Source organism: Streptomyces sp. NPDC006476 (assembly GCF_040612015.1).
GTDB classification, from domain to species: Bacteria; Actinomycetota; Actinomycetes; order Streptomycetales; family Streptomycetaceae; genus Streptomyces; species Streptomyces griseorubiginosus_B.
In genome coordinates, this window is record NZ_JBEXPK010000043.1 from 63,191 (window position 1) to 79,020 (window position 15,830).

At 71.1% G+C, this 15,830-nt stretch carries 15 protein-coding genes; 9 read left to right on the plus strand and 6 right to left on the minus strand.

Annotation, left to right across the window (positions count from 1 at the left end):
• The first annotated feature begins 181 nt into the window (after positions 1-181).
• From ABZZ74_RS36125 to mscL, 5 genes are all read left to right on the plus strand, one after another.
• Positions 182-1,474 carry an MFS transporter gene (locus ABZZ74_RS36125; RefSeq protein ID WP_356772323.1) on the plus strand — a complete coding sequence of 431 codons (1,293 nt, stop codon included), beginning with the start codon at positions 182-184 and terminating at the stop codon, positions 1,472-1,474.
• A 67-nt stretch (positions 1,475-1,541) separates the two neighbouring features.
• On the plus strand, positions 1,542-1,850 hold the full coding sequence (locus ABZZ74_RS36130; protein WP_356772325.1) for an FmdB family zinc ribbon protein: 309 nt from the start codon (positions 1,542-1,544) through the stop codon (positions 1,848-1,850).
• Positions 1,851-1,947: 97 nt separating this feature from the next.
• Positions 1,948-2,781, plus strand: coding sequence for an S-methyl-5'-thioadenosine phosphorylase (locus ABZZ74_RS36135; protein WP_356772327.1), 834 nt, complete (start codon positions 1,948-1,950; stop codon positions 2,779-2,781).
• A gap of 157 nt (positions 2,782-2,938) precedes the next feature.
• Positions 2,939-3,478, plus strand: coding sequence for a hypothetical protein (locus ABZZ74_RS36140; protein ID WP_356772329.1), 540 nt, complete (start codon positions 2,939-2,941; stop codon positions 3,476-3,478).
• Between the two features lie 138 nt (positions 3,479-3,616).
• Positions 3,617-4,093 carry a large conductance mechanosensitive channel protein MscL gene (gene mscL / locus ABZZ74_RS36145; RefSeq protein ID WP_356772331.1) on the plus strand — a complete coding sequence of 159 codons (477 nt, stop codon included), beginning with the start codon at positions 3,617-3,619 and terminating at the stop codon, positions 4,091-4,093.
• Positions 4,094-4,145: 52 nt separating this feature from the next.
• On the opposite strand, the gene ABZZ74_RS36150 is transcribed toward mscL, so the two are convergent.
• On the minus strand, positions 4,146-4,322 hold the full coding sequence (locus ABZZ74_RS36150) for a hypothetical protein (RefSeq protein ID WP_165954951.1): 177 nt from the start codon (positions 4,320-4,322) through the stop codon (positions 4,146-4,148).
• A gap of 307 nt (positions 4,323-4,629) precedes the next feature.
• On the opposite strand from ABZZ74_RS36150, the gene ABZZ74_RS36155 reads away from it, so the two are divergent.
• The 3 genes from ABZZ74_RS36155 (at position 4,630) to ABZZ74_RS36165 (ending at position 7,944) form a co-directional block, all read left to right on the plus strand.
• Positions 4,630-5,886 carry a low temperature requirement protein A gene (locus ABZZ74_RS36155; protein WP_356772333.1) on the plus strand — a complete coding sequence of 419 codons (1,257 nt, stop codon included), beginning with the start codon at positions 4,630-4,632 and terminating at the stop codon, positions 5,884-5,886.
• A 41-nt stretch (positions 5,887-5,927) separates the two neighbouring features.
• Positions 5,928-6,956 (plus strand): P1 family peptidase, encoded by a 1,029-nt coding sequence (locus tag ABZZ74_RS36160; RefSeq protein ID WP_356772335.1) that lies wholly within the window; start codon positions 5,928-5,930, stop codon positions 6,954-6,956.
• A gap of 241 nt (positions 6,957-7,197) precedes the next feature.
• Entirely contained in the window at positions 7,198-7,944 is a 747-nt protein-coding gene (locus tag ABZZ74_RS36165) for a DUF6227 family protein (RefSeq protein WP_356772337.1), read from the plus strand.
• 77 nt (positions 7,945-8,021) lie between these two features.
• Here ABZZ74_RS36165 and ABZZ74_RS36170 read toward each other — a convergent pair whose 3' ends face one another.
• From ABZZ74_RS36170 to ABZZ74_RS36190, 5 genes are all read right to left on the minus strand, one after another.
• Positions 8,022-8,279: a hypothetical protein gene (locus ABZZ74_RS36170; RefSeq protein ID WP_356772339.1), complete on the minus strand. Its 258-nt coding sequence runs from the start codon at positions 8,277-8,279 to the stop codon at positions 8,022-8,024.
• A gap of 186 nt (positions 8,280-8,465) precedes the next feature.
• A complete protein-coding gene (locus ABZZ74_RS36175; RefSeq protein WP_356772341.1) occupies positions 8,466-10,661 on the minus strand; it encodes a fructose-specific PTS transporter subunit EIIC in 2,196 nt (731 codons plus the stop codon).
• 403 nt (positions 10,662-11,064) lie between these two features.
• Positions 11,065-12,012, minus strand: coding sequence for a 1-phosphofructokinase (gene pfkB / locus ABZZ74_RS36180; protein WP_356772343.1), 948 nt, complete (start codon positions 12,010-12,012; stop codon positions 11,065-11,067).
• The gene (locus ABZZ74_RS36185) at positions 12,009-12,770 is read right to left on the minus strand and encodes a DeoR/GlpR family DNA-binding transcription regulator (protein WP_356772345.1); all 762 of its coding nucleotides are present in this window, start codon (positions 12,768-12,770) and stop codon (positions 12,009-12,011) included. Before ABZZ74_RS36185 ends, pfkB begins: the two co-directional genes overlap by 4 nt.
• A gap of 267 nt (positions 12,771-13,037) precedes the next feature.
• Positions 13,038-14,678, minus strand: a complete 1,641-nt coding sequence (locus ABZZ74_RS36190; RefSeq protein ID WP_356772347.1) for an MFS transporter — start codon at positions 14,676-14,678, stop codon at positions 13,038-13,040.
• Positions 14,679-14,740: 62 nt separating this feature from the next.
• On the opposite strand from ABZZ74_RS36190, the gene ABZZ74_RS36195 reads away from it, so the two are divergent.
• Positions 14,741-15,703: a YafY family protein gene (locus ABZZ74_RS36195; RefSeq protein ID WP_356772349.1), complete on the plus strand. Its 963-nt coding sequence runs from the start codon at positions 14,741-14,743 to the stop codon at positions 15,701-15,703.
• Positions 15,704-15,830 lie beyond the last annotated feature (127 nt).

Sequence of the window (15,830 nt, forward strand, 5' to 3'; positions counted from 1 at the left end):
CCTGTACGATGAAGGCGCACCCTGATCGAACCAACTCTGCCTGACGCAGAGCTGGCGCGACCGTATGGCGGCCGGCCAGTCCTCCGCAGTGGACACCGGTATCTACCGCAGTTCCGCGCAAGAGGACAGCTCTCGGCGCCCCCGCACGGGCGCGCTACCAGGCGGCAGAAAGGCACGGGCCGTGGCATCCACGGTCACCACCGAGCCGTCCAGGAACTCGGCGGCGCCGGCCCGCCCTGGGTACGGCCAGCTGTTGCGCACCCGCGGCGCCTGGACGTTCCTGATTCCCGGCTTCGCGGCGCGCCAGCCGTTCGCGATGCTCACCATCTCCATCGTGCTGCTCGTGCAGCACACCACCGGCTCGTACGGCGCCGCGGGCGCCACCGCGGCCGTCACGGGCGTCTCCATGGCCCTGTTCGCGCCCTACAGCGGTCGGCTCGCCGACCGGTACGGGCAGCGCGCCGTCCTCATCCCCGGCGTGCTCCTGCACTCGCTGGCGGGGCTGACGCTGACGGCGCTCGCGCTGGCCCACGCGCCCCTGTGGACGCTGTTCGCGGCGGCCGTTCCGACAGGTGCCTCGGTGCCGCAGATCGGCCCGATGGTGCGCGCCCGCTGGGGTGTGAAGCTGCAGGACACGCCTCTGATGACCACCGCGGCCGCCTTCGAGTCCGTCACGGACGAGCTCACCTTCGTGTTCGGTCCGTTGCTGGCCACTGCCCTGTGCACCACCGTGACTCCGGCCGCGGGCCTGGTGACGGAGGCAGGGCTCACCCTGCTCGGCGGTCTGCTGTTCGCGGCTCAGAAGGGCACGCAGCCGGCGATCACCCTCGCCGGGCACGCGCGCGTGGAGCACGCGTCCGCTCTACGGGTGCCCGGAGTGCCTGTACTGGTGGTGGCTTTCCTGGGCATCGGCTCCGTCTTCGGCGGCATGCAGGTGTCGCTGGCCGCGTTCAGCGAGTCGATCGGGAAGCCAGGACTGAACGGCGTGCTGTACGGCGTCTTCGCCGCGGGCAACATGCTCTCCGGCATCGTCTGCGGCGCTGTCGCGTGGAAGACCGCCCCGCAACGCCGCCTCGTCGTGGGCTACGGCGCGCTCGCTCTGGTGTCCTCCGGCCTGTGGGCCGCGCACTCCCTGTTCGTCCTGGCCGGCCTCGGCCTGCTCGTCGGCATGTGCATCGCGCCCGCGCTGATCACCGGTTACACGCTGGTCGACGGACTGGTTCCGGCCGGCGCCCGCACCGAGGCGTTCACCTGGCTCACCGGTGCGGTGGCGCTCGGCCAGGCGGCCGCCGTCACGGTCGCCGGGCAGCTAGAGGACCGCTTCCGGGAAGGCGCGGGGTTCCTGGTGCCGATGGCCGGTACAGTGCTCGCGCTGGCGACCCTTCTGGCGCTGCGATCCAGGCTCATGGCGCACCCCCGCGGCCGGACCGTCGCGCGTGGCGTCGGTCACCGCGTGCCGGTCACGGTGGACTGATCCTCAGGAATACGTCACTATGGACCCTCGTTAGCACTCATTGAGTGAGAGTGCCAGGAGGAAGACAGTGCCCACCTACCAGTACCAGTGCACCGAGTGCGGCGAGGGCCTCGAGGCGGTGCAGAAGTTCACCGACGACGCTCTGACCGAGTGCCCCAACTGCGGTGGCCGCCTGAAGAAGGTGTTCTCCGCGGTCGGCATTGTCTTCAAGGGCTCGGGCTTCTACCGCAACGACAGCCGCGGCTCTTCGTCGAGCAGCTCGCCGTCGTCGTCCAAGCCGGCGACCTCGACCTCGACCTCGTCGTCGTCCACGTCGTCCTCGGACTCGAAGTCCTCGGGCACCGGCACCTCCTCCAGCAGCAGCTCCGCCGCCTAGGCACCGCGTCCGGGACCCTGCCGTCGTACGACGGTGGGGTTCTCGGCGTTCGCGGGCGATTCTCCGTGCCTCACCGGGGACGGATACTGTGCTGGCCATGGCGAACGCAGAGATCGGTGTAATCGGCGGCTCGGGCTTCTACTCGTTCCTCGACGACGTGACCGAGGTCCAGGTGGACACCCCGTACGGCCCTCCCAGCGACTCCCTCTTCTTCGGTGAGATCGCCGGACGGCGCGTCGCCTTCCTGCCCCGGCACGGACGCGGCCACCATCTGCCGCCCCACCGGATCAACTACCGGGCCAACCTGTGGGCCCTGCGGTCCGTGGGCGTGCGGCAGGTCCTCGGGCCCTGCGCGGTGGGCGGTCTGCGCCCCGAGTACGGGCCCGGCACGCTGCTGGTGCCGGACCAGCTGGTCGACCGGACGAAGTCCCGGGTGGTGACGTACTTCGACGGGCTGCCGCTGCCCGGCGGCACCGTCCCCAACGTGGTGCACGTGTCCCTGGCGGACCCGTACTGCCCGGTGGGGCGGGCGGCTGCGCTGAAGGCCGCACGTGGCCGGGACTGGGAGCCCGTGGACGGCGGCACGCTGGTCGTGGTCGAGGGACCGCGCTTCTCGACCCGTGCGGAATCGTTGTGGCACCAGGCACAGGGCTGGTCGGTCGTGGGCATGACCGGTCACCCCGAGGCGGCGCTCGCCCGTGAACTGGAGCTGTGCTACACGTCGATGACCCTGGTGACCGATCTCGACGCGGGTGCCGAGACCGGCGAGGGCGTCTCGCACGACGAGGTGCTGCGGGTCTTCGCGTCGAACGTGGACCGGCTGCGGGGTGTTCTCTTCGACGCCGTGGCGGCCCTGCCGACGAACGAGGACCGGGACTGCCTGTGCACGACGGCGCTGGGCGGGATGGATCCGGGGTTCGAGCTGCCGTGACGCGGTGACGGACAGGGATTCCGGCCGTACGGAACTCCCCGTTCGAGGGACGGAGTTTTCCACAACTCGTCGGTAGTCCACGGGCCTCGGCGGAGATCGGCTCGAAGCCTCATCGTGGGCCTGCAAGCCGATTCTCCGACGCAGGTGGTGATGCCCCATGTCCCTTCCGACCCCGCCCCTCTCCCCCTCTTCTCCACGCCCGCCGGGCGCCGACGCTCCCGCCACATGCGAGGTTCCGCATTTCGCTCCCGTGCGGGTGCATGGCGGGCGCCATCGACTGCGACGGCTCGTGCGGAGCCGCCGGCGGGCCCTGGCAGCCGGTCTCGCCGTCACTGCTGCCGCACTGGTGGCCGCGGGACCGCGGAGCGGTGATGGCGCACGCGGGCATCCGGTGGCGGATCCCGTGGGAAAGCGCCCTGCCGTCGAGATGGTGGCCGCACCGGTGCGCATCGCGGACGCGGCCACGGTCCGGCTCCTGCGGCCCGGCGACCGGGTGGACGTCATCGCCGCTCAGGAGACGGCGACGGGCGGTGACGCGCGCGTAGTCGCGCGCGGGGCGCGGGTGACGAAGGTGCCAGAACCCTTGGAGAGCGCGACCGACAGCGGTGCGCTGGTCGTGCTGTCCGTTCCCCGTACGACTGCGGCGCGCCTCGCCGGTGCGAGCGCGACGGCACGGCTGGCGGTGACACTGTGCTGAGCGTCGTCGCACGTTTTATGCGCGACTTTCTGTCAAGCCCTTCGATCGAGCGACCCCGTTGGACCGTACGGCCCAGCGTTGACGTAAGTTGCGGAGCTGTTTGTTCCACAACCTGTGCGTGCGAGGAGAGGCCCCGCGGTGAGCGAGAAGAAGGAAACGACCGTGTGGCAGGGCTTCAAGGCCTTCCTGATGCGCGGGAACGTGGTCGACCTGGCGGTGGCGGTCGTCATCGGTGCCGCGTTCACCAACATCGTCAACTCGGTGGTGAAGGGGATCATCAACCCGGTGGTCGGGGCGATCGGGACGAAGAGCCTCGACAGTTACAACTCGTGCCTGAAGGACCCCTGCAAAGTCGCCGCGGACGGGACGGTCAAGAGCGGCATCCCGATCATGTGGGGCTCCGTTCTCGGTGCGACGCTCACCTTCGTGATCACCGCAGCGGTCGTCTACTTCCTGATGGTGCTGCCGATGTCGAAGTACCTGGCGCGGCACGAGGCGCGGAAGAAGGCCCGGGAAGGCACGCAGGAAGTGATCGAGGTGACGGAGCTGGAGGTGCTCAAGGAGATCCGCGACGCCCTGGTCGCGCAGCGCGGCTCAGGGTACGGCGGGCGGTAGCGGCGGCGGCCCTCCTGACCTGGCGGACCTGGCGGGCGGCGGCCGACGCGGCTCAGAGGTGGTGGGGCGGCTTCTCGTCGAGGAAGCGCTTGAGGTCGGCCGCCGCGTCGGCGTCGGTGCCCGGCCGCTCGCCCCAGCCGCGGTCCGTGTCGTCCGAGGACTGCTGGTCCAGCGGATCGTCGAAGATCAGCGAGGGCTTCGGGGAGCGCGGCTCGGGGGCAGAGGTCATGTCTCCAGGGTACGGCCCTGAAAGCGGGGGTCCTCCCGACCGTCCCCTCGCCTCACACGGCGTAAAGACCACGGTCGGCGAAGATGCGCCGAGCGAGGGCGGTCTGCTCGGGGGTGGGACAGGGTGTGTCGTGGCCCTCCCAGGGCGAGGCGTTGGTCCCCGATCTCGGGCCAAAGGTCCTAACGGCAAACGACGACAGGGGCGTTCGTGTCGGCTGACGTGGGCTTTCCTCCGCGAAGATGAACGTCCCTCCTCTTGTGAATCCCTTCACAAAAGGATGAAGAGGTTATCTGGTGTGCTAGGACGCATGACATCCAGTTCGACTCCGCCTTCGGGCTCCTCCGACACGTCCGCGAGTCACGGGCCGCTGCGTAGGCTCACCGCCCGGGGCCGTGACGAAGCGCACCGCGTCGCCTCGCCCCTTGAGCTCTTCTTCGACCTCTGTTTCGTGGTGGCCGTCGCGCAGGCGGGCGTCGGCCTGGTGCACGCCGTCGCCGCAGGACATGCGGGCAGCGGGATCGCGAGTTACGCGATGCAGTTCTTCGCGATCTGGTGGGCCTGGATGAACTTCACCTGGTTCGCCTCGGCCTACGACAACGACGACGTCCTGTACCGAGTCGTCACGCTGGTGCAGATCGCCGGTGTGCTGGTGCTGGCCGCCGGAATCTCGCGTGCCTTCGAGGACCACGACTACATGGTGGTCTGGCTGGGCTACGTGATCATGCGGCTGGCGCTGGCGGCGCACTGGCTGAGAGCGGCGAGATCCGCTGAGGGAGCCGAGAGAACCATGGCGTTGCGGTACGCCGGTGGCGTGCTGCTGTGCATGGTCGGCTGGCTCGGTCTGGTCGTTCTGCCGGAACATGCCCGCCCGTGGGTCTTCCTGGTGATGGCGATCGTCGAGATGTGTGTCCCGCTCTACGCGGAGAAGGACTTCGCCACGTCCTGGCATCCGCACCACATCTCCGAGCGGTACGGGCTGTTCACGATCATCGTGATCGGCGAGACGATCGCCGCGGCCACGGTCGCCGTGCAGTCGGGGGTGGACGAGCACGACGCGCTGGGCGAACTGCTGCCGATCGCGGCCGGCGGACTGCTCATCGTCTTCGCGGCCTGGTGGATCTACTTCGTCGTGCCGATCCACGGACGTCTTCGTACCAGCGGCCAGGCATTCCTGTGGGGTTACGGCCACTACCTGATCTTCGGCTCGGCCGCCGCCATCGGTGCCGGCCTGGAGGTTGCGGTCGAGCAGGCCGTCGGCAGGGCGCACATCTCCACACTGGCGGCATCGGCCGCGGTCACCCTGCCCACGGCGCTCTACCTGGTGTGCGTGTGGGCGCTGCACTCGCGCTACTTCAAGGTGGGCATCACCCAGCAGCTGGTGCTGCCGGTCACGGCACTGCTGGTGATCGTCTGCACGTTCCTCGGCAGGTGGGCGGTGTTGGCGGCGGGCATCGTGGCGGCGCTCGCGGTGGCTACCGGTCTGACATTGACGGCGCGCATGGTCGCCCGGGAGCGCGGGGCGAGCGGAACGAGCGGAGAGCAGGCGACCAGTCCCGTCGCCTGACGCACACGCGCTGTGGCGGTGGTGCGGGCGAGACTGGCTCCATGACAGTTGACGCTTTGACCGACGTCACCGGGCTGCGGGTGGGACACGCGACACGCACCGGCGACGGTTGGCTCACCGGCACCACGGTCGTCCTCGCCCCGGAAGGCGGCGCTGTCGCCGCCGTGGACGTCCGGGGCGGCGGCCCCGGCACCAAGGAAACCGACGCCCTCGACCCGCGCAACCTCGTGCAGAAGGTCGAGGCGATCGTGTTGACCGGCGGCAGCGCCTACGGGCTGGACGCGGCGTCCGGGGTGATGGCGTGGCTGGAGGAGCAGCGGCGCGGCGTGCGGGTCGGGGTGGACCCTTCTCATGTCGTACCGGTGGTGCCCGCCGCCTGCGTCTTCGATCTGGGGCGGGGCGGTGACTTCCGGGCCAGGCCCGATGCCGCCACCGGTCGGGCCGCGGTCGAGGCCGCGGCGGCGAGCGGGGTCGGCGCGAGCGTGCGGGAAGGGTGCGTGGGAGCCGGCACGGGAGCCGCCGCCGGGGCGATGAAGGGCGGCGTGGGCAGCGCGAGCACCGTGCTGGACTCCGGGATCACGGTGGGTGCGCTGGTGGTGGTCAACGCGATGGGGTCGGTGATGGATCCGGAAACGGGCGCGCTGTACGGGGAGTTGTTCTCGGGGCGCGTGAACCATCCGGAGGGACACGTCCACGAGGCCGCGCGACGGCGCCTCACCGAGGCCGCGGCGAAGAACGGGCGCCCTCCGCTGAACACCACACTCGCCGTGGTCGCCACCGACGCGGACCTGTCGAAAGCGCAGGCGCAGAAGCTGGCCGGTACCGCGCACGATGGCATCGCACGCGCCGTGCGGCCGGTGCACATGCTGAACGACGGCGACACGGTCTTCGCCCTGGCCACGGGGGCGCACCGGCTCGACGCCGGGAATCCCCTCGCGCTGAACGCGATCCTCGAGGCCGGTGCGGACCTGGTGACGCGCGCGATCGTACGCGCCGTGCGCGCCGCCAGGTCGGTGGACGGGCCGGGTGGAGTATGGCCGTCGTACGAGGAGTTGTACGGCGGCGAGTGAGCGGCGGGGACGGGCGCCCGAGACGTACAGACAGAGCGCCGGCTGATCGCGTGCGCCCCCTTGATCGCCGCAAACGGCCTCTGAGCGGCGGATTTTGACGGATCGTCGGGCCAAGCGGGAACTTCTCGCACGGCCCGCGCGTTTTCCCGGCGTACGTTTTCTCGGTTCCCGGACATGATGTCCGGCCGAGGGGCTACGGTATGCACCCACAAGGTGACATGCAGCAACGCCGGGAGAAGCCTTGAGCGTTCCGTACGAGACCACTGCGTACGAACCACCCGAGTCGCCCGAGTCTCCGGAGGAGCACCTCGAGCGGCTCCTCGGTCGTGCCCTGAACTCCTTCGAGTTGCCGGACGACACCATACGGCGACTCGACTGCGCGCTGGCGTACGACACTTCGCTGCATTCGGCGCACCACAGTTCGGGGCTGCACCGGGAGACGTACCGGCACACCTGGCTGCTCGCCGACGGATCGGCGCTCACCCTGTGGGAGCTCGTGCACAACACCGCGCCGGGCAGTGTCACGCAGCACGAGGTGTATGTGGACGAGGAGGAGGTCCGCACCGCCACGGCCCGCCTGCCGCTGCCCCCGGACGCGCTGGACTTCGAGCTGCCGGTGACCGTGCATCTTTCGCCGGTCCCCGCCCCCCGGCACGCGTACCTGCCGGACGACTCGGCGGACCACGCGCGCCGGCTTCTGCGTCGTGCGGAGAACGCGGACCGGCCGGGTGCGGAGACGGCGACGTTACTGGCCACGGCGTTCGCGCACCAGATCACGCAGGCCTTCGGACGTCCCTGTCGGGCGGGCCGGGCCGGGCTGTGCTTCTCGCTCTACGAGCACGCGTTCCTGCTGCGCGACGGCGCGGAGGTCTCCCTCTGGGAGGTCGAGCACACGGCGACGCCCGACGGGCGGCACATGTGCGAGGTGTACGTCACCGAGGACGCGGCGCGGGACGCCATGGAGCGGCGCGCGGCCCGGGTTTCCTGAGCCCTGGCGCCGACGGCGAGTGAAGCGGGACGCACGGTCCCGGCGCACGCCTCAGGGCCGGGCCGGGGTCTCGCGCCTCAGTTGCCGTCGTTGAGCCGGCGTACGAGAACGGCGAACGCGTCTCGTTCCGCAGGGGTCAGTTCGACGGCCTCCAGGTGGGGGCCGGCCTGACGCTGGGGCGGGAGGCCGTGCAGAGTGTCGTGCGCGCCCCACAGGTCGGCTCCGGAGCGGAAGCGGCGCACGAGGCGGACCAGGCCGAAACCCCAGACGACGGTGGCGAAGGCCACAAGGGCCACGCCCAGCGACTGGAGGATCGAGACGTGCTCATCGGGCATGAGCCCAGTAGACACCACCGTCCGGGACTTTAGGCCTGGACCGTGACGTATCTCGCAGGTGGCACAGGTGCCGCACTTGCCCCTTAGATGCCGTGAACAACTCACAGTGCGCCAAAGGGACATGGGTCGGCCGTGGCCCCTCCCAGGGGACCACGGCCGACCGTCACACGGAGTGCGGGGCGCTGGTTACGCCGCCACCGGCTGCTTCGCGTCGGCCGTCGCCGCGGCCGGGTCGGCGGCGGTGCCGGGGCTCACGGCGCCCGGCGCCGGCTTGCGCATCCCCTTCAGGACGACGACCAGGGCGGTCGTGACACACACGCCGACCGCGATGGCGATCAGGTAGAGGAAGGGGTTGCCGATCAGCGGGACCACGAAGATGCCGCCGTGCGGGGCGCGCAGGGTGGCGCTGAACGCCATCGACAGGGCGCCGGTGATCGCGCCGCCCACCATGGAGGAGGGGATGACGCGCAGCGGGTCGGCCGCAGCGAACGGGATCGCGCCCTCGGATATGAAGGAGGCGCCGAGGACCCAGGCGGCCTTGCCGTTCTCGCGCTCGGTCTCGGTGAAGAGCTTGCCGCGGACCGTCGTGGCCAGGGCCATAGCGAGCGGCGGGACCATGCCGGCGGCCATCACCGCGGCCATGATCTTCATGGCGGAGTCGCTCGGGCTGGAGACCGCGATGCCGGCGGTGGCGAAGGTGTAGGCGACCTTGTTGACAGGTCCGCCGAGGTCGAAGCACATCATCAGGCCGAGCAGGGCGCCGAGCAGGATGGCGTTGGAGCCGGAGAGGCTGTTCAGCCAGTCGGTCATGCCCTTCTGGGCGGAGGCGATGGGCTTGCCCACGACGACGAACATCAGGAACCCGACGATCGCCGAGGAGATCAGCGGGATCACCACGACCGGCATGATGCCGCGCAGCACCGCCGGGATGTTGATCCGCTGGATCGCCATCACCACACCGCCGGCGAGCAGACCGGCGACCAGGCCGCCGAGGAAGCCCGCGTTGATCGTGGACGCGATCATGCCGCCCACGAACCCGGGGACGAGACCTGGCCGGTCCGCCATGCCGTACGCGATGTAGCCGGCCAGGACCGGGACGAGGAAGCCGAAGGCGACGCCGCCGATCTGGAAGAGCAAGGCCGCCCAGCTGTCCGTCTGGGTCCACACGAAGTGGTCCATCACCGACGGTGCCGTCTTGATCTCGTATCCGCCGATCGCGAACCCGAGGGCGATCAGAAGACCGCCCGCCGCGACGAACGGGACCATGTAACTCACACCGGACATCAGCCACTTGCGCAACTTGGTGCCGTAACCCTCGCCGGCGTCGCCGGCGCGTTCGACCGGCGTGCCCCTGCCCGCGGGGGCGCCCGCGGTCACCTCACCGCGCGCCGCCTTCCCGCGCACCTCGGAGATCAGCTCGCCAGGGCGGTTGATGCCGGCCTTCACGCCGACGTCGACGGTCGGCTTCCCGGCGAAGCGCTCCTTCTCGCGTACGGGCACGTCGTGGGCGAAGATCACGCCGTCCGCGGCCGCGATGACCGCCGGGTCGAGCCGGGTGAAGCCCGCCGAGCCCTGCGTCTCGACGACGACCTCGACGCCCGACTCGCGGCCCGCGTTCTCCAGCGACTCGGCCGCCATGTACGTGTGGGCGATGCCGGTCGGGCAGGAGGTGACGGCGACGATGCGGAAGGGGCGCTCGTCGGCGGAGGGGGCTCCCGACGCCGGGGCGGAGGCGTCCTCGACGCTCGCGCCCGGCGCCGAGGCCGTGCTGTCCGTGGCGGCGTCGGCGGAGGCCGCCACCGACGACGCCACGGAGTCTGTGGAGGCGCCCTGAGCGGCGCTCGCGGCGCCCATCGCACCCTCCGACGCGCTACCCGCGCCCGCGGATCCGCCCTCTCCCGCGCCACTCGCGCCACTCGCGCCCTCGGCATCCGCCACCGGCGCGTCCCCGCGGATCAGCGCGGCCGCGGCCGCCGCGTCCCCCACCGACCGCAGCGCGCCGGTGAATTCGGCGTTCATCAGCTGCCGGGCCAGCGACGACAGGATCGTCAGGTGGGCGTCGTCGGCACCGGCCGGCGCCGCGATCAGGAAGATCAGGTCGGCGGGGCCGTCCGGCGCGCCGAAGTCGACGCCGGCGGCGCTGCGGCCGAAGGCGAGCGTCGGCTCGGTGACGTGCTCGCTACGGCAGTGCGGGATGCCGATGCCGCCGTCGAGGCCGGTCGGCATCTGTGCCTCGCGGGCGGCCACGTCGGCGAGGAAGCCGTCCAGGTCGGTCACCCGGCCCAGGGCCACCATGCGCTCCGCGAGGGCACGCGCCGCCGCTTCCTTGGTGTCGGCGGACAGGTCGAGATCGACCAGGTCCGCGGTGATCATGTCGCTCATCGCGGGCTCCTTCGCACGCGTATCGCCCGGGGAGTGGGGTGGGCGGGGGTGGGGACGGGGGTTTTGTGGGAGGTGGGGAGGATCTCGGTGCCGAGGGAAGTGGGGCCGGGGAAACCCCGCCTTCTCAGGACGGCAGGACGGCTCAGGTGCCCCTGCCTCCCGTCGTTCGTGGCGAGTAACGGAGAGCCCCGCCGTTCGAGAGCCGAATCGGGGAACGCCGTGGCCGGTGCTGCAGTGGACGACGCGGTGATCAAACGGGCGGCGCGCGGCACCATCTCACGCGCCACACCGCACGCCACACCCAGCGCCGTCCCGCGCGCCACACCGAGCGCCGCCTCGCGCATCACACCGAGCGCCGCCTCGCGCGCCACACCGAGCGCCGCCTCGGGCTTCGTACACACGCTCATGACACCGGCTCCGTCAGTGCGCGGTCCATCGGTACCTCGGTCGTCACCGTGACCGCTGCCGGGTTCAGGTCGGACGGGGTCGGCATGACGCTGCCCGGTAGCTGAACGGCCGCCGCGCCGTGGGCCACCGCCGAGGCGAGGGCCTTCGGGCCGCTGCCACCGGCGATCAGGAAGCCGGCCAGGGACGAGTCGCCGGCGCCCACATTGCTGCGGACGGCGTCCACGCGTGCGCTGCCGAACCAGGCACCCGCGCCGTCCACGAGCAGCTGCCCGTCGGCGCCCAGGCTCGCGAGCACGGCGCGCGCGCCCATCTCGCGCAACTCCTCGGCCGCCTTCACCGCGTCGCCCACCGTCGCCAGGGGGCGCCCGACTGCTTCCGCGAGCTCCTCGGCGTTCGGCTTCACCACGTCGGGCCGCTCGCGCAGCGCCTCCAGGAGCGCGCGCCCCGAGGTGTCCAGGGCGATTCGCGCGCCCCCGGCGTGCGCCCGCGCGACGACGTCGGCGTACCACGCCGGCGCGAGCCCACGGGGAAGACTCCCGCAGCAGGCGATCCAGTCCGCGTCCCGGGACTGTGCGCGCACCGTCTCCAGGAGCAGTTCCTGCTCCTCCGCGGACAGCTCCGGACCCGGTGCGTTGATCTTGGTCAGTACCCCGTCCGCCTCCGCGAGCGCGATGTTGGAGCGGGTGGCTCCGGCGACCGGGACCGGCGCGACCTCGATGCCCTGCGCGTCGAGCAGGTCTGCGACGAGCGCTCCCGGCGCACCACCCAGGGGCAGGACGGCCACCGTGCGCTGTCCGGCGGCCGCGATGGCGCGCGAGACGTTCACGCCCTTGCCGCCGGGGTCCATGCGTTCGCCGGTGGCGCGGATGACCTCGCCGCGCTCCAAGGAGGGGACCTCGTAGGTGCGGTCGAGGGAGGGGTTGGGGGTGACGGTGAGGATCATGCGCGCACTACTTCCGTGCCGCCGCGCTCGATGGCGACGGCGTCGTCTTGGCTCAGCCCGCTGTCGGTGATCAGCAGGTCCACGTCGCTCAGATCGCCGAAGCGGGCGAAGTGCTCCTGGCCGTGCTTGGAGGAGTCGGCGAGCAGCACCACGCGGCGGGCTGCGGCGACGGCCGCGCGCTTGACCGCGGCCTCGGCGAGGTCGGGGGTGGTCAGGCCGTGGTCGGGGGAGAAGCCGTTGGCCGCGACGAAGAGGACGTCCGCCCGGATCTCGCCGTAGGCGCGCAGCGCCCAGGCGTCCACGGCGGCGCGCGTACGGTGCCGTACGCGCCCCCCGACCAGATGGAGCTGGATGCCGGGGTGGTCCGCGAGGCGGGCCGCGATGGGGAGGCTGTGGGTGACGACGGTGAGGGACGACTCCAGCGGGAGGGCGGCCGCGAGGCGGGCCACCGTCGTACCGGCGTCGAGGATCAGGGTGCCCTCGGTCGGCAGTTCCGCGACGGCGGCCTTGGCGATGCGGTCCTTCTCGTCGGTGGAGGTGCCCTCGCGTTCGGCGAGGTCCGGTTCGAAGTCGAGACGTCCGGCCGGGATGGCACCGCCGTGCACGCGGCGGACCAGGCCGGCGCGGTCGAGGGCCTTCAGATCCCGGCGGATCGTCTCCGCCGTCACCTGGAACTCCTCGGCCAGCGACACGACGTCCACCCGGCCGCCGTCACGGGCGAGCCGGAGGATCTCCTGCTGCCGCTCCGGTGCGTACATGTCCGTTCCCCTCCGGTCCGAGTACCCGTTGACTCCGGTGACCCGATGTCCGACCGTTTCCGATTGATGCCCGAACTTGTGGCTTCACTTCGGGAGGCTACGCCCGGATTTCCGGAATGTAAACAGGTTCGGGCATCAACCAGACACATACGGGCACCCTCGGCCCGGCCCGAGGGGACGCCGGGGGCGGCACGGCGAAGGCCCGCCCCCGCGCGATGCGAGGACGGGCCCTGACGACTGGTCCGAACTGGGGCGGGCGATGTCCCCTCACCCGACCAGCGACGGCTGCTGTTCCTCCGACCGCCCCGACCTGAGCCCGGCACCGCCACCCCCGTCACCGCCGCCATCACCGTCAACACCAGCGACATCAGCGACATCAGCGACATCAGCGACATCAGCGACGCCATCCGTACCGTCCGCCCCCTCCACATGCTGCGCCGGCCGCTTCGGCAACGCGAACATCAGGGTGAAGATCAGCCCCATGACCACCGCCACCCACACCAGCGCGTGCTGGAAGGCGTTCACGAAGGCCGGGCCCACCTGGGTGCGGGTCAGCCGGTCGCCGATCTCGCCGAAGAAGACGACCGACACGAGTCCGAGTCCGAGCGCGTTCCCCATCTGCTGGACCGTGTTGATCAGGCCCGACGCCGATCCCGCGTGCTCGCGCGGCACCTCGGACAGCACCGCGTCCGTCAGCGGGGCGACGATCAGGCCCATGCCGACGCCCATCACGACCAGCGGAAGGGCCATCTGCCAGGAGGCGATGCCGAGGCCGTACCGGTCGGACTCGGCGATGTAGAGCAGCACGCCCAGGGCCATCAGCAGCGCGCCCGCCTGGAGCACCTTGCGGCCGAACCGCGGGACCAGCTGCTGCACGGACAGCCCCGCCGCGGTGGAGACGGCGATCGAGAAGGGCACGCCGGTCACCCCGGCCCGCAGCGGGCTCCAGCCCAGGCCGATCTGCATGTACAGGGTCCACACCAGGAAGAACACACCGAGCGCGACCCCGAAGACCGTCTGCACCGCGATCCCCGCCGCGAAGCTCTTCACCCGGAACAGGGAGAGTTCGATCAGCGGCGAACCGTCCCGTGTCGCCTTCCGGCGCTCGTACGCCACGAGCGCCCCGAACACCACGACCGCGCCCGCCATCGAGCCGTACCCCCACAGCGGCCAGCCCAGCTCGCGGCCACGGGTCAGCGGGTAGAGCAGCATCAGCAGGCCCAGTGTCACCAGCGCGACGCCGACGAGGTCCAGCTTCAGCGCGCGCGGGGCCTTGGACTCGGTGATGAAGCGGCTGCCGAGGATGAGCCCCGCGATGCCGACGGGCAGGTTGATGAGGAAGATGGGGCGCCATTCGAGGCCGAACAGGTTCCACTCGGTCAGCAGGGCGCCCAGCAGCGGGCCGGTCACGGCGCCCAGGCCGACGACCGCACCGAACAGACCGAACACCTTGCCGCGCTCATGGGCCGGGAAGGTCGCGTGCACGATCGAGAGGACCTGCGGGACCATCATCGCCGCCATGCCGCCCTGCATGATCCGTGAAGCGACCAGCATCTCCGGGTTCGCGGCGAAACCGCACAGCGCCGAGGCGAGCGTGAAACCGCCGATACCGACCAGGAACAGTCGTTTACGGCCGTGAATGTCACCCAGGCGACCGCCCGTGATCAGTCCGGCGGCGAAGGCCAGTGCATAGCCGGCCGTTATCCACTGGATCTGACTGAAGGAGGCGCCCGCTTCCCGCCGGATGGACGGGATCGCGATGTTGACGATCGTGACGTCGACGAGGTCCATGAAGGCGGCGGTCATCACGATCGCGAGCGCGAACCAGCGACGCCGGTCCGTTACGACGGCCGTACTCACGTCGGGACTCACGTCGGAACTCACGTCAGGTGTTTCGGTGGAGGTCATACCGTGAAGCTACGCACCCTGTAGGTCAGATTGTGTCCTAGTTGTGCGGCATCCTCGAACTCATGACGACGGACACCCCGGCACGGCTGCTGCAGCTCCTCTCCCTCCTCCAGACGCCCCGCGAATGGCCTGGCGGCGAGCTCGCCGACCGGCTCGGGGTCTCCCGGCGCACGGTACGGCGCGACATCGAACGGCTGCGCGATCTTGGCTATCCCGTGCAGGCCACGATGGGTGCGGACGGCGGCTACCGGCTGATCGCGGGCAAGGCGATGCCGCCGCTCGTGCTCGACGACGAGGAGGCGGTGGCCATCGCGGTCGGTCTGCGCGCGGGCGCCGGGCACGCGCTGGAGGGGGTGGACGAGGCGTCCGTACGGGCGCTGGCCAAGCTGGAACAGGTGCTGCCCTCCCGCCTGCGGCACCGCGTCTCCACGCTCCAGGCCGCCACCACGCCGCTGACCAGCGGGGACGGGGCGAGCATCGCGCCCGAGACGCTGACCGTGATGGCGTCCACGGTGGCGGGGCGGGAGCGGCTGCGGTTCGCCTACCGGGCGAAGGACGGCACCGAGACGCGGCGGGTGACGGAGCCGTACCGGCTCGTCTCGGCCGGGCGGCGGTGGTACCTCGTCGCGTACGACCTCGATCGCGCCGACTGGCGGACCTTCCGGGTCGACCGGGTGAGCGAGCCGTTCGCGACCGGCGCGCGGTTCGCTCCGCGGGAGCTGCCGACGGGGAGCGCGGCCGAGTATCTGCGCCGCTCCATGCAACGGCAGCAGGAGTCCTACGACTTCGAGGTCACGTTCGCCGCGCCGGCGGAGGTCGCCGCGGCGAAGCTGCCGACGTGGCTGGGCACGCCGGAGCCGCTGGACTCGGGGTCCTGCCGACTGCGGGCCACGGTGAGCGACGCGACGGAGTGGACGGCGGTCCGGCTGGTCCTGACGGGGCTTGAGTTCACGGTCCGGGAGCCTGCGGAACTCGCCGAGTGCGTACGGGAGATGGGGGGCCGGCTGTTGAGGGCGGCAGGCTAGCCCCGAGCCCCGCAAGCCCCCAAGTCCCCAAGCCCTAGCTGTTCTGTCTCGGGAGGTTGTGGACGGGTGAGCCAGGTCTCAGCTGAGGGATCTTGAACGGGTGAGGGCCTTCCCGTTCGGTGTGGAT